The following is a 13,161-nucleotide window of genomic DNA, read 5'->3' as shown; positions in this document are numbered from 1 at the left end:
AGGCGCAATCCGGGAACCCCCACCCCAAACGATCGTTAGGCGTAACGAGATCACCTGTGCTGCGGCCCGGGCGACCCATCATCTTCACTGGCGCGCATCCCGCGGGCCGTCATCCCAGGGGGTTAGATGCCGGCAACCGCACGTTCCGACGATCAGCACGAGCTAAGTAGAAGGATCGCCGCGCTCGGCCCCTGGTTCCACAATATCGATCTGAACGGCACGCCCACCGCCCCCGATCACTTCCTCGGCAACTATCCGGCGGATAAATTCGCCCGTTTCGCCCAAATCTTCCCAGCCGATCTCACCGGCAAGTCGGTGCTCGACATCGGCTGCAACGCCGGCTTCTACTCGGTGGAGGCGCTTCGCCGCGGCGCCGCCCGCGTCGTCGGCATCGACAGCGACGACCGCTATCTGGCGCAAGCCGCGCTCGCGACGGAGGCACTCGGCTTCACCGGTGTCGAATTTCGCAACCTTTCCGTCTATAACGTGGCGACGCTTGGAGAGCGGTTCGACGTTGTGATCTTCATGGGCGTCCTCTACCATCTGCGCCACCCGCTGCTCGCGCTCGACCTGATCCGCGAACATGTCGCTGGTGAGGCGATGCTGTTCCAGACGCTCCAGCAGGGCTCGCAGCAAGTGGACGACGTGCCGGCGGACCATCCGTTCTTCGAACCCGGCACCTACCGGCAACCCGCTTATTTCGACGCACCCGGTTATCCCAAGATGCACTTCATCGAACAGAAGTTCGCGGGCGACTGGACCAATTGGTGGGCCCCCAACGCCGCCGCCAGCCAGGCGATGCTCCGCGCCGCCGGCTTCACCGTCGAGGCGCAGGCCGATGGCGACGTGTATCTCTGCAGGGTCGCGCCGGTGCCATTTGGGCAGTACGGTCCTGCCGCAGTCTATCCAGCAACGGGGGTGAATTCGTGATCGAAGCGGCGATGATCTGGAACGAGCCGAACAACAAGTCGCACTGGGATCCCGAAATCGACCCCGATTGGTCGTCCTACGCCGATCACGTCATCCGCGCCGGCAATTCGATCCACGCCATCAATCCCGCGATCACTCGCGTGCTCGGCGGCATGTCCCCGATCGATCCCATGTGGGTGAACCGCATGCGTGCGCACGGCGCGCTCGATGCGGTGGACGTGGTTGCCGTTCACGGCTTCCCGCTCGACTGGAACCTCTGGTCGATCCATGATTGGCCCGCCAAGATCGCCGAAATCGAGGCGGTCGTCCCGGACAAGCCGATCTGGGTAACCGAGGTCGGCGTCGGTTCGTTCGGCGCGGAGGAAGTGCAAGTGTTCGGCGTGGAGAAAACCGCCGAGCTGCTGATCGGCCGCGTTCCGAACATCTATTGGTATTCGCTCTACGATCTGCCGCACTCCTGGGGCGCCACCACCCGCCACCGCGAGGCGGAGGGCTCCAGCTATTACCGCCATTTCTACATGGGCCTGATCCGCGAGGACGGCACCCCCAAGCCCTCGCTCGACGTCTATGCCCGGTACGCCGCCGACATGGGCCTGATGCAATGGTTCCACTTCGAGGATCCGCGCCTCGACGAAGCGGTGGGCTGGCTCAAGCGCCTCGGCACGCGCAAGCTGCGCACCGGATTGAGCTGGGCCGATCGCTTCCGCCCCAATGCGCTCGACTGGTTCGATCGCCAGATGGAGGCGCTGGCGGATTTCGAGGTCACCGTCACCTTCTGCTTCACGCCCGAGCATCTCGGCGTCCAGCCGCACCACACCAGCCCGGCGCGCGACCCGCAGATGTTTGCCGATTTCTGCGCGGAGATGATCGACCGCTATGCACCGGCGCAGGCGGCTCCGCTCAAGCTCGCTGCCACGGCGTGATATGAAGCCCCGGATCGGTTTTCTCGGCACCGGCTGGATCGGTCGCCACCGCATGGCCGCGATGGTGGCCTCCGGCGCTATCGATGCGGCCGCAGTCTGCGATCCATCGCAGCAGTGCGTAGACGAAGCGCTGGCGGTTGCTCCTTCGGCCAAGGTCGTGGACTCGCTCGACGCAATGCTGGCGCTCGACCTCGAGGGGGTGGTAATTGCCACCCCGAGCGCGCTCCATGCCGACCAGTCGATCCAAGCGCTCAACGCCGGCAAAGCGGTGTTCTGCCAGAAGCCGCTCGGCAGAACCGTGGCGGAAGTGGACGCAGTCATCGCCGCCGCCCGCGCCGCCGATCGCCTGCTCGGCGTAGATCTTTCCTATCGCCACACGGCAGGCATGGAGGCGATCGCCGGCCTGATCCGCGAAGGCACATTGGGCGAGATATTCGCCGTCGATCTCACCTTTCACAACGCTTACGGCCCCGACAAGCCGTGGTTCTACGACCCCGCCCAATCCGGCGGCGGCTGCGTGGTGGACCTTGGCGTCCACCTCGTCGACCTCGCGCTTTGGACGCTCGGCTTCCCGGCAGTGTCGAACGCCGATGCCGCGCTTTACGCCGGCGGCCAGCCGCTGCACCCCGGTTCGGTCGAGGATTATGCCAGCGCAAGCTTCCAGGCCGGTGGCACCAACATTCGCCTTACCTGCTCCTGGCGTCTTCACGCCGGGCAGGACGCGGTGATCGCGGCCGATTTCTACGGCACTCAGGGCGGCGCTGCGCTGCGCAATGTCGGCGGCAGCTTCTATGACTTCACGGCCGATCACTTCACCGGCACGCACGCCAATCGACTCACCGAAGGCGCCGACGATTGGGGCGGCCGGGCGGCCGCCGCCTGGGCCACCCAGCTCGCGCACAGCCAGCGGTACGACGCTGCCGCCGACCACTATGCCCGCTCAGCACAAGTGCTAGACCTCATCTATGGTCGCTGATCCGCAATGACTCCACGCAAGGTCGGCGTTCTCACCTTCCACCGGTCAATCAACTACGGTTCCTATTGGCAGGCGCGCTGCCTGGTGGAGGGGCTGCGCGCCCGCGGGCTGGACGCGGCGCTGCTCGACCACCGCTCGCGCCGGGTGGAGTGGCGGGAGGCGCGCAACGCCTTTCAGCCCACGCTGCCCGTCCGAACCGATCCGGGTCACTTCGCCGCGCTGGGCCGCAAAACCCGCGCGTTGATCGCCGCGGTTGACGCGCTCCCATTATCGCTCGCTTTCCCGCTCGAAGACCCCGGCCAGATGCCACGCTATGACGCGATCGTGGTCGGCAGCGACGAAGTGTGGAACTTCCGCCATCCCTGGTACGGCGGCGCCTCGATCTTCTTCGGCGATCACTGCAACACCGATCGCCTGATCTCCTACGCCGCGAGTTTCGGTAACCACGACGCGGGCGATGGCATCGACACGCCATGGCTCGACCGCCTGCGCCGCTTTCATGCGGTCTCCGTCCGCGACGAGAACAGTCGCGCGATGCTCGCCCCGGCGATCGACCCACCGCTTGTCCTCGATCCGTGCCTGCAATTCCCGGAGATCATCCCCGCGGCCGCACCCTCGATCGCGCGCGAGCGTTATGCCGTGGTGTACGGCCACAGCTTCCCCGATTGGTTCACCACCCAGCTGCGCCGCTGGGCCGACCAGACCGGCACCCGCCTCGTCAGCATCGGCTATCCCGGCGCGATCGCCGATGAGCAGCGCATCGACGTCAGCCCCGCCGACTTTTCCGCGCTAATCGCGGGCGCGCACTCAGTCGCGACCAATTTCTTCCACGGCTGCGTGTTCGCGATCCGCCACGCGCGCCCGTTCATCTGCGCCGCCTCCCCCTATCGCCGCAACAAGGTCCGCGACTTGACGCGCGCATTGGGCCTTGAGGATCACCTGGTGGAGGAAGGGACGCCCGACGATCGCTTCGCCCACCTGCTCGCCACGCTGCCGAGCGATCTTCCCGATCGCCTCGCAGCCGAACGCGCCGCCTCCACCCGATTCCTAGATCATGCGCTCGCCTGACACGCTGACCCCATCGGACATCGTAGCCTCAGGCCTGTGCATCGGCTGCGGCGGCTGCGCGGCCAAGGGCATGGCTTGGGACCGCTATGGCCAGCGCAAGCCGAGCAAAGCGACGCTAGACCATTACCGTCATGCCGGCCCTGTGCCGGCATCCAGCCCTCGGCAAACTCACCAGCCTGAAAATGCGCGGCAGCCTGGATGCAGGGACAAGCTCGGCGTGACGAAAGGGAGTAGCGGTAGCCAAACCACCCCCAAGTTCCCCGACGAAGGCCGGGGCTCAGTCAGTACCGGCCCGATGCTCAACGCCGGCCCCCGCGGGGGAACAAGCGAGACCTTCGCCACCACCTGCCCCTTCTCCCCCACCGCTCGCAACGAAGACCAACTAGCCGCCACTCGCTTCCCCGCCGCCCGCCACCATGACCCCCGCCTGGGCCGCTACGAAGCCAATTACGTCGGCCACGCGCACCAGCCCCCATTCCGAGAACGCGGCAGTTCAGGCGGCATGGTAAGCTGGGTTGCGGCAGACCTCCTCGCGTCCGGCCGGATTGACGGCGTCGCCCACGTCATCCCCTCCACGGGCGACCGCCTGTTCCATTACCGCATTTCGCGCACGCCCGATCAGATCCTCGAAGGCGCCCGCTCGCGCTACTATCCCGTCGATCTCGCCGAAGTCCTCCACGAGATCCGTACCACCCCAGGCCGCTACGCGATCGTAGGCATTCCCTGCTTCATCAAGGCGGTCAGCCTGCTGCGCGAACAGGATCCGGTCCTGAACGAGCGCATCACCCACCTGCTCGGGCTGTTCTGCGGCCACATGAAAAGCGCGCAGTTCGTCGACAGCTTCGCGTGGCAACTCGGCGTCGATCGCAACGAAGTCCGCGCCGTCGAATACCGGCGCAAGGATCCTGATCGCCCCGCCAACTGGTACACCGCGCATCTCGACCTCAACGACGGCACCGCGAGATGGCAGGACTGGTTCCACCTCGCCGACGGCGATTGGGGTGCCGGCTTTTTTCAGAACAGCGCCTGCGACGCGTGCGACGACGTGGTCGCGGAATGCGCCGATGTCTCATTCGGCGATGCCTGGGTCGAGCCTTATTCTTCTGACGGTCGCGGGACCAACGTGGTGATCGTCCGCTCCCCCGAGATCGCTGCTCGCATCGCCACCGCGATCGAAGACGGGCAGCTGGACCTGAAGGGAGTAGACGCGGATTTCATCGCCAACACCCAGGCCGCCGGCTTCCGCCAGCGCCGCGACGGGCTCGCCTATCGCCTGACCTGGCAGAAGCGCCGCATCACACCCATCAAACGCGTCGCCCCGCGTGCGGACGGCCATCCGTCGCGCCGACGCGCCATCTATCGCACGCGTGCTGCGATCGCCCGCTGGAGCCACCGCATGGCCTGGGCGGCCAACCGCCTGAATTGGCCGCCGCTCTACACCCGCTGGGCGAGGGCGAGCCTCTACATCTACCAGGCTCTCGCCTACAAACGCGGTCGCCTTGGCCGATGGCTGGCGAAGCTCGATGGCGTTGAGGGTTGATAAACCCGCTCCCGTTTGCCCGCGGCGACTTGAGGCCACCGAACACCAGTGGCTCCCTACCTCCGAGCGCAAAACGGCGAGCTAGACAGGTCTCAGACGGCGACCTCGCCATGGATGGACGGATGCGGCGCGTAATCCGACACTTCGAAATCCTCGATCGTATAATCGTTGATGGACGCCGGCCGGCGCAAGAGCCGTAGTGTCGGCAGCGGCCGCGGCGCTCGGGCCATCTGCTCGCGCACCTGATCCTGATGGTTCAGGTAGATGTGAACGTCACCTCCCACCCAGACCAGCTCGCCGGGCGTCAGCCCCGCCTGCTGGGCAAGCATGTGCACCAGAGCCGCACCGCCAGTGAAGTTGAAGGCGGCGCCGAGGAACAGATCGCATGATCGTTGGAAGATCAGGCAATTCAGCTCACCGCGCGTGTTGACGTGAAACTGGTACACCATGTGGCAAGGCGGCAGCGCCATCTGGTCAAGTTCCCCGACATTCCAGGCGTGGAACAGCATCCGCCGGCTGGTCGGGTTGGTTTTCAACGTGTCGATCAACGTCGCGATCTGATCGTGCTCGGTACCGGCAGCATCGACCCACCGGCGCCACTGCTTGCCATATACGGGGCCGAGATCACCCCATTCGTTGGCAAAAGCATCATCGGCGACGATGCGATCCTCGAACGCGGCCTGGGTGATGTCCGAGCCGGTTTCGCGCCGATACCGGGCCAGCGGCCAATCGCTCCATATCCGGACATTGTCGCGGAGCAGCGGCTGGATGTTGGTGCCACCGCGCAGGAACCACAGCATCTCCTTCACCGCAGTCTTCCAATACACCCGCTTGGTGGTGAGGATTGGTACCTGGCCGGCGCTCAGGTCAAACCGCAGCAGCTCGCCAAACAGCGATTTGGTGCCCACCCCGGTGCGATCCATGCGCTCGTCGCCCTTGACGAGAACGCGATCGAGCAGATCCAGATATTGTTGCTCGGGATGACCCATTTCGCTCCTTTCGCTTGCTGCCGCTCGACTCACCGGATGGCTCCATAGTGAACCATTGAGCTTGTTCGATGGCCCGTCACCGCCAACCCGTCATACATGCACGGGCTGGACCCTTTAATCGTTCCGCACCTTCTCACCATCGCGCGAGCGACCACCGAATCGCTTGCCTTCGTCTTCCTCAACGAAGCCGGTGCGGCGATGGGCGTCCACCACATACCGTCGACCGCGATTTCCTCGATCGACGTGCCGCTGCGCACGGCCGTCGCCGTGGCGATGGCGCACGAATCGCGCCGCGTTGTCATGGCGCACAATCATCCCTCGGGCGATCCCGAACCCTCGCCCGAAGACCTGCGCACGACCAGGCGGGTCGCCGGGGCGCTGGACACGTTAGGGATTCGGCTCGTCGACCATCTCGTGCTTGCCGGCAATGCGAGCGTCAGCTTTCGCGCGCGCGGCCTGCTCTGACGTGCTGAGGCGGCAGGCGCGGATATCCTCTGGCTCCGGACGGGCGCCAGCGGCGCGGAACGTCGCGAAATAGCCGCCAGCCGAGGGCATCGGAGTCATGGTAACCAGCTGATAGCCAACCGCCGCAAACTCGCACTTGAGCAGCGGCGGGGGCGTGCCGTGATTGGCGGTAGTACGATTCGCATCGACGACCACGACCAGCCCACCCGGACGCAGCGCGGGACGCATGCGCCACAGGAACTCATACGGCTCCTCAACCTCGTGATACATGTGAACCATGAAGATACGGTCGAAACTTGCCTCGGGCAGCTTCGGATCGGCAGGTTCGCCAAGCTTCACGCTGACATTGTCGAGCCGCTCGCGTGCCACACGCTCTGCAAGCATGTCCCGAACGGCGGGGATGACGTCCTGCGCCAGCACGCGGCCATCCTGGCCAACCTTCTGCGCGAGACGGATGGTGTAATAGCCTTCCCCGGCGCCGAGATCAGCTACCGTCATTCCAGGAGTGATCGCCGCGCGTGCCATCACCTCACCCGCCTCGTTGAGTCGATCGCGCGCTTCCTCGTTCGACCAGCGCGAGGAGACGATGCTTGCCACCGGGCGATCGGCAGCCGGAAACGGGCCGGGTTCCTTGGGCTCGCGTTTGATCAGCGGCTCGCCGCCATCGCAGGCAGCGAGCAGGAACAATGCGGTCATCGCCCAACAGGAAACGGCGGTTCGCACGCTCAGTCCACATCCTCCACTTCGACCGCCTCGCCCGTCACACGCTGCGCCAGCGCAGAGGCCATGAAGTCGTCGAGGTCGCCGTCGAGCACGTCGCTGGGCGAGGTCGAGGTGGTGCCAGTGCGCAAGTCCTTCACGAGCTGATACGGCTGGAGGACGTAGGAACGGATCTGGTGTCCCCAGCCGATGTCGGTCTTGGCGGCGTTGACGGTATTCGCCTCTTCCTCGCGCTTGCGAAGCTCGTGCTCGTAGAGCCGCGCTCGTAGCTGGTTATAGGCCTCTGCCTTGTTCTTATGCTGCGAGCGTTGATTCTGGCACGCCACCACGATGCCAGTCGGCAAGTGCGTGATGCGCACCGCCGAATCGGTGGTGTTGATGTGCTGGCCGCCCGCGCCCGAGGCGCGATAAGTGTCGATACGAAGCTCGCTGTCGTTGATCTCGATGTCGATCGAATCGTCGATCACCGGATAGACCCAGACGCTGGAGAAGCTGGTGTGGCGGCGCGCAGAGCTGTCATACGGGCTGATCCGGACGAGGCGGTGAACGCCGCTTTCAACCTTGGCGTAGCCGTAAGCATTTTCGCCCTTCACCAGCAGGGTGGCGGACTTGATCCCGGCCTGCTCGCCCGAGTGATAGTCGATCAGTTCGACCTTGTAGCCGTGGCGCTCCGCCCAGCGCGTGTACATGCGCTGCAACATCTCGGCCCAGTCCTGGCTTTCAGTGCCGCCGGCGCCGGCGTTAATCTCTACATAGGTGTCGTTCGAGTCCGCTTCGCCGGACAGCAGCGCCTTGACCTTGTCCTTTTGGGCACGGTCGGCGAGTTCGGCGAGCGCACGGGTGCCGTCCGACGCCATTTCCTCGTCGCCCTCGGCCTCCGCCATCTCGATCAATTCCGATGTATCGGAAAGCTCGCGCTCGATGGTGCGCGTGGCGGTGATCGCCTCGTCGAGCCGGCGGCGTTCACGCATCACGTCCTGAGCGGCCTTGGGATCGTTCCACAAGGTCGGGTCTTCGACACGGGCGTTGAGTTCGTCGAGGCGCCGCAGCGCACGATCCCAGTCGAGGCTGCGCCGCAGCAGCGCCAGCGCCTCGTTGATCGTATCCACATGGGCCTGCGCTTCGGCGCGCATTATACTTCTCCAATTATCCGTCATTCCCGCCGAGCGGGAATCCATACTCACGGACATCGGAGCTTATGGATCCCCGCCTCCGCGGGGATGACGATCCAATGAACGAGCGTGCGATCTAGTAGATGCCGCCCTCGCGCTGCAAGAAGTCACTGTCGCTCGTCCGACGCTTCGCTGCTGCCGTGGCAGTGGCGGTCGGTTGCGCCGCGGCGGGGCGACGCGGGGCGCGGCGAGCTTCTGCTTGAGGTTTGAACGCTTCCCAGATCACCGCCGGCTTGGGATCATTGCTGGTCGGAAAGGTGCCGAAAACCGGGCGACCACTGGCGCGATCGATCCGGACCATGCGAATGCCCGCCGGGGCTCGGAACGGCAACACGTCCATCCCCTCATACGCCTTGGTGGCCCATTGCTTGAAGATCGGCGCCGCAAGCGTGCCGCCCTGCGCATAGCTGCCGAGGTTCACCGGCGAATCATAGCCAATATAGACGCCGGCCACCATTTGCGGGGTGCCGCCAATGAACCAGACGTCCTTCGGCCCGGTGTTGGTTCCCGTCTTGCCGAAGATCGGGCGCTTCAGGTCGCGCAGGATGGTCGCCGTGCCGCGTTCGATCACGCCTTCTGTGATATGCACCATCTGATAGGCTGACATGGCGTCGAGCACCTGACGCCCGCGCGTAGCGGGACGCGGCATGGCCTTGCCATCCCAATCGCGCATGTTGCAGCGATCGCAGGGACGCCAATTCTCCGGCCAGATCACCTGTCCGCGCCGGTTCTGGACGTAGTCGATCAGCGTGGGATCATGCCAGCGCCCCTGATTGGCGAGCACCCCATAAGCATTGACCATCTTGGTGACGGTCGTCTCGCCAGCACCAAGCGCGTAGGAGAGGTATGGTTGATAGTCGCCGATCTGCATGTTCTTCATCAGCCGCACGACATTCGCCATGCCCGTTTGGGCAGCGGTGCGTACCGTCATCAGGTTGCGCGACTGCTCGATGCCCCAACGCATCGTGTGGGGGCCGGCGCCACGCGAATTGCCGAAGTTCCGGAAGCACTTCTGCCCGAGTCGCGCGCCCTGATCGACGCAGAACGGCCCGTCGACGATGATCGAAGCCGGCGTCATGCCGTGCTCCAGCGCCGCAGCATAGACGATCGGCTTGATGGTCGAGCCGGGCTGGCGCATCGCCTGGGTCGCGCGGTTGAACGACTGGAGCGAGGCATCGAACCCGCCCTGCATCGCCAGAATTCGTCCGGTCTGCGGCTCCTGCACAACGAACCCGCCCGAGATCTTCGGCACCGATCGTAGCGCGAACTGACTGCCCGAAGGCGACACGGCGATGATGTCACCAGGCGTCAACGTGCCGAACGCCGGCGTGCCTTTCCCGCGCAGCGGCATCTGAGCCGCCGATCGGGGCAATGTGCCTTCCTTGCCATCGGCAAAGCCAATTCTGGCCTCGTTGCTGTCACGCGAAATCACGATCGCGGGACGCCAATCGGCATAGTCGAGCGTGATGTTGCTGCTGAGAAGCGCGACCTGCCAGCGGTCGCCATCAATCTCCACCTTCTTCAGCGGGCCAGAGAAGCCACGCCCCCGATCATAGCGCAGCAGACCATCGCGCAACGCCTCAGCAGCAGCCTCCTGCACGCGGCGATCCATCGAGGTGCGCACCCATAGGCCGCCCGAATACACGCTGTACGGGCCATCGCGCGCCGTTTCGCCGAACTTGGCAATCAATTCACGGCGAACTTCCTCGACGAAATAGCCGCCGACCCGTTCGAACTTGGGCACCCGCTGCAGGATCGCGCCGATCGGCTGCGCTTGCGCCTCTGCTCGCTGCGCGGCGGTGATGAAGCCGTTTTGCTCCATCTCGCCCAGCGCCCAGTTGCGGCGTTCCAGCGCGCGCTCCGTATCGCGGAACGGATCGTAATTGGCAGGCCCCTTTGGCAGGATGGCGATATAGGCCATCTGCGACAGGTTCAGTTCGTGCAGTTCCTTGTCGAAATAAGCATGGCTCGCGGCCTCCACGCCATAGGCATTACGGCCAAGGAAGATCTGGTTGAGGTACAATTCCAGGATCTGCGGCTTGGTCAGCGTATCCTCGATCCGCCAGGCGAGAATCGCCTCCTTGATCTTGCGCGTGGGCGAATATTCGTTGCCGATCAGCAGGTTCTTGGCGACCTGCTGCGTGATCGTCGAACCGCCGCGCGCGCGCTGGCCGCTGCCCATCTTGGACACGTAATCGACCACTGCGCCGGCAAGGCCGGGAAAATCGACGCCATGGTGCTCGAAGAAGGTCTTGTCCTCCGCAGCCAGAAAGGCGCGGATCAGGAGCGGCGGATATTCGGCGAAGCTCAGTTCCACCCGTCGCTCGCGGGCGTAGGAATAAACCGGCGAACCGTCGATCGCGCGCACGTTTGTGGGAAGCGGCGGCTCATAGGTGCGCAGTTGCTCGACGGACGGCAGATCGCGTGAGATGAACCACCAGCCGCCGCCCGCCACGAGGAGGCCGATCGCGGCAAGGATCGCTAATCCCTTTACCCACCGGCGGCTCCAAAGGTCGGACAGGCGCGCGCCCACATCGCTCATGCGGTGGCGCAGCTTCATTGGTTCGGGAGGGGTGGACGCCATACGCAGCGCTGGTGTTTAGGCGGCGGGTTCGAGGCTGGCAACGCGGATTGAAGCGGCACCGGCAAAACTCCCCTGCCGACTGCGAGGGGGCTAGCGAAGGGCGTGCCCTCAGGCGCTGCACTGTGGGGCGACGCAGCCAGGCCTACCCCTCCCGCTAGGCGTGAGAGGAACAGTAAGGCGTCACCGCGATGCCGTTTGCAGTGCGCGGCGGGCGAAGTGGATTTCCACCGCGCGGCGCACGCTCTGCGCAATACGCTGGCGGCCCTCGCGGCTGTCGAGAAATGCGGCGTCCTGCGCGTTTGACAGATAGCCTGTTTCGAACAGGATCGACGGCATGTCGGGCGCCTTGAGCACCAGCAGCGACGCCATGCGATGGAAGTTCGCCTTCACCGGGATCAACGGCCTCGCCTCACGCCCTAGCAACCGCGCAAAGCCAGCGGAGGCGTTCATCGTTTCGCGCTGGGTGAGGTCGATCAGGATCGAGGACACGTCCTCCTCCTCCGCCAGATTCACACCGGCGATGATGTCCGCCTTGTTCTCGCGTGCCGCGAGCCGAGCAGCCTCCTTATCGGATGCGACATCGGACAAGGTATAGGCGGTCGCACCAGTCGCCTCGACATTGCCCGCGCTATCACAGTGGATAGAGATAAACAGGTCTGCACCCAGCCGCCTGGCCATGCCGAACCGTTCACGATGAAGAATGTAGCGATCGTCGTCGCGCGTCAGCGCCACCCGCACGCGCCCGGAGTCGAGCAGTTCGTCGCGGATCGCCTTAGCGATTCTCAGCGTCACGTCCTTTTCGCGCAGGCCGGTTTCCGGGTTGATCGCGCCGGGATCGTTGCCGCCGTGCCCGGCATCGATCACCACCAGCGGCCGGCTGTCGTCGCCGCGGACCTCGGGCAGGACGCTCTTTGCGGCGGGCGGCACCGGGATCGACACCTTGTACTTGGGCTTTGGCTTGCCCCACAGGAAGCTGAGCGGCGATGCCGCGCTCGCCAGACTGAAGCGTTGGCGATCCACCTCGCGCAGCGACAACTCCAAACTGCGCCCTTCGTCATCGAACGAGCCCTTGGCCACGATCATCGGCTGGGCGAGATCAAGCACGACGCGCGCACCGTCCGGCCCACGCCACCCCTGCCGGATCGCCGCGATCGGCCCGTCACCGTTTGCCGCACGGCCCGGCCGCGCGCCGTCGATGTCGATCGCGATCCGCTGCGGCCCGTCCAGGATGAAGCTTGACGCGCCGCGCACCGCTTCGTCGAAACGGATCGTAATCCGCTCACCGCGTACTTCCACGCGCTGCACGGTTGCGGCCAATACGGGTCCGCCTACCACCAGGCTGACGAGGGCGAACAGCAGCGACATGCTACGTGCATGCCGCGCCGCCCGGCTACCGGTCCAGCGAAAAGCCATGAAACGCATACCCTTTTTCCCTGTCCATCGGGATAGCGGCCGCGCCTCAAGCCAGGGTTTCCCGGAACGGTTAAAAAGCTGTTCGGCATGATTTTGCCGGCCGGCCGGCAGGCTTGTTCCAGTTGCCGAACGACGCGGGACTTGCTACCTCGCATCCTGATCGGTGTGCGGGCGCTCCGCTTCCGCCGCCGACCCACTGCTCGACCGGCGTTTCAAGCCGGTATGAGCCATCAGGTTGACGTACGCATGTCGCATATCCCTTCACCGCAGTTCCGACCGGCCTCTGCCGGCGGCGCGGGCACGGGATCGTTCCAGGGCGCAGCGCCCGGAAATGCGCGGTGGACGAAGGCACGTTTCATCACCATCCGCCTGCCCGCCCGT

The 13,161-nt window shown here is 65.0% G+C and carries 11 protein-coding genes; 6 read left to right on the top strand and 5 right to left on the bottom strand.

Features of this window, described 5'->3' with window-relative positions; translation table 11 throughout:
• Nucleotides 1-126: 126 nt before the first annotated feature.
• Genes SPHI_RS04625 through SPHI_RS04605 form a run of 5 tightly spaced genes read left to right on the top strand, consistent with a single transcriptional unit; the run spans nucleotide 127 to nucleotide 5,437 of the window.
• Entirely contained in the window at nucleotides 127-930 is an 804-nt protein-coding gene (locus tag SPHI_RS04625; protein WP_076743724.1) for a TIGR04290 family methyltransferase, read from the top strand.
• Complete coding sequence (locus SPHI_RS04620; protein WP_076743723.1) at nucleotides 927-1,853, top strand: glycosyl hydrolase; 927 nt, start codon at nucleotides 927-929, stop codon at nucleotides 1,851-1,853. Before SPHI_RS04625 ends, SPHI_RS04620 begins: the two co-directional genes overlap by 4 nt.
• 1 nt (nucleotide 1,854) lies before the next feature.
• Nucleotides 1,855-2,829 carry a Gfo/Idh/MocA family protein gene (locus SPHI_RS04615; RefSeq protein ID WP_083719778.1) on the top strand — a complete coding sequence of 325 codons (975 nt, stop codon included), beginning with the start codon at nucleotides 1,855-1,857 and terminating at the stop codon, nucleotides 2,827-2,829.
• A 6-nt stretch (nucleotides 2,830-2,835) separates the two neighbouring features.
• Nucleotides 2,836-3,897, top strand: coding sequence for a polysaccharide pyruvyl transferase family protein (locus SPHI_RS04610; RefSeq protein ID WP_076743721.1), 1,062 nt, complete (start codon nucleotides 2,836-2,838; stop codon nucleotides 3,895-3,897).
• The gene (locus tag SPHI_RS04605) at nucleotides 3,884-5,437 is read left to right on the top strand and encodes a Coenzyme F420 hydrogenase/dehydrogenase, beta subunit C-terminal domain (protein ID WP_408640473.1); all 1,554 of its coding nucleotides are present in this window, start codon (nucleotides 3,884-3,886) and stop codon (nucleotides 5,435-5,437) included. Before SPHI_RS04610 ends, SPHI_RS04605 begins: the two co-directional genes overlap by 14 nt.
• A gap of 92 nt (nucleotides 5,438-5,529) precedes the next feature.
• Here SPHI_RS04605 and SPHI_RS04600 read toward each other — a convergent pair whose 3' ends face one another.
• Nucleotides 5,530-6,426 carry a thymidylate synthase gene (locus tag SPHI_RS04600; protein ID WP_076743719.1) on the bottom strand — a complete coding sequence of 299 codons (897 nt, stop codon included), beginning with the start codon at nucleotides 6,424-6,426 and terminating at the stop codon, nucleotides 5,530-5,532.
• Between the two features lie 96 nt (nucleotides 6,427-6,522).
• Between SPHI_RS04600 and SPHI_RS04595 the strand changes: the two genes are divergently transcribed.
• A complete protein-coding gene (locus SPHI_RS04595; protein ID WP_076743718.1) occupies nucleotides 6,523-6,891 on the top strand; it encodes a JAB domain-containing protein in 369 nt (122 codons plus the stop codon).
• Here the strand turns inward: SPHI_RS04595 and SPHI_RS04590 are convergent.
• From SPHI_RS04590 to SPHI_RS04575, 4 genes are all read right to left on the bottom strand, one after another.
• A complete protein-coding gene (locus SPHI_RS04590) occupies nucleotides 6,814-7,587 on the bottom strand; it encodes a class I SAM-dependent methyltransferase (RefSeq protein ID WP_076743717.1) in 774 nt (257 codons plus the stop codon). The two genes, SPHI_RS04595 and SPHI_RS04590, sit on opposite strands and share 78 nt — an antisense overlap.
• A gap of 29 nt (nucleotides 7,588-7,616) precedes the next feature.
• Nucleotides 7,617-8,744, bottom strand: a complete 1,128-nt coding sequence (gene prfB / locus SPHI_RS04585; RefSeq protein ID WP_076743716.1) for a peptide chain release factor 2 — start codon at nucleotides 8,742-8,744, stop codon at nucleotides 7,617-7,619.
• A 115-nt stretch (nucleotides 8,745-8,859) separates the two neighbouring features.
• Nucleotides 8,860-11,367: a penicillin-binding protein 1A gene (locus SPHI_RS04580; RefSeq protein ID WP_076743715.1), complete on the bottom strand. Its 2,508-nt coding sequence runs from the start codon at nucleotides 11,365-11,367 to the stop codon at nucleotides 8,860-8,862.
• A gap of 180 nt (nucleotides 11,368-11,547) precedes the next feature.
• Entirely contained in the window at nucleotides 11,548-12,780 is a 1,233-nt protein-coding gene (locus SPHI_RS04575) for an N-acetylmuramoyl-L-alanine amidase (protein WP_076743940.1), read from the bottom strand.
• Nucleotides 12,781-13,161 lie beyond the last annotated feature (381 nt).

The sequence above is a fragment of the Sphingomonas jeddahensis genome, assembly GCF_001981525.1.
Lineage (GTDB): Bacteria > Pseudomonadota > Alphaproteobacteria > Sphingomonadales > Sphingomonadaceae > Sphingomonas > Sphingomonas jeddahensis.
The sequence above is the reverse complement of the archived record's forward strand: the minus strand, read 5'-3'. Positions and strand labels throughout refer to the sequence as shown.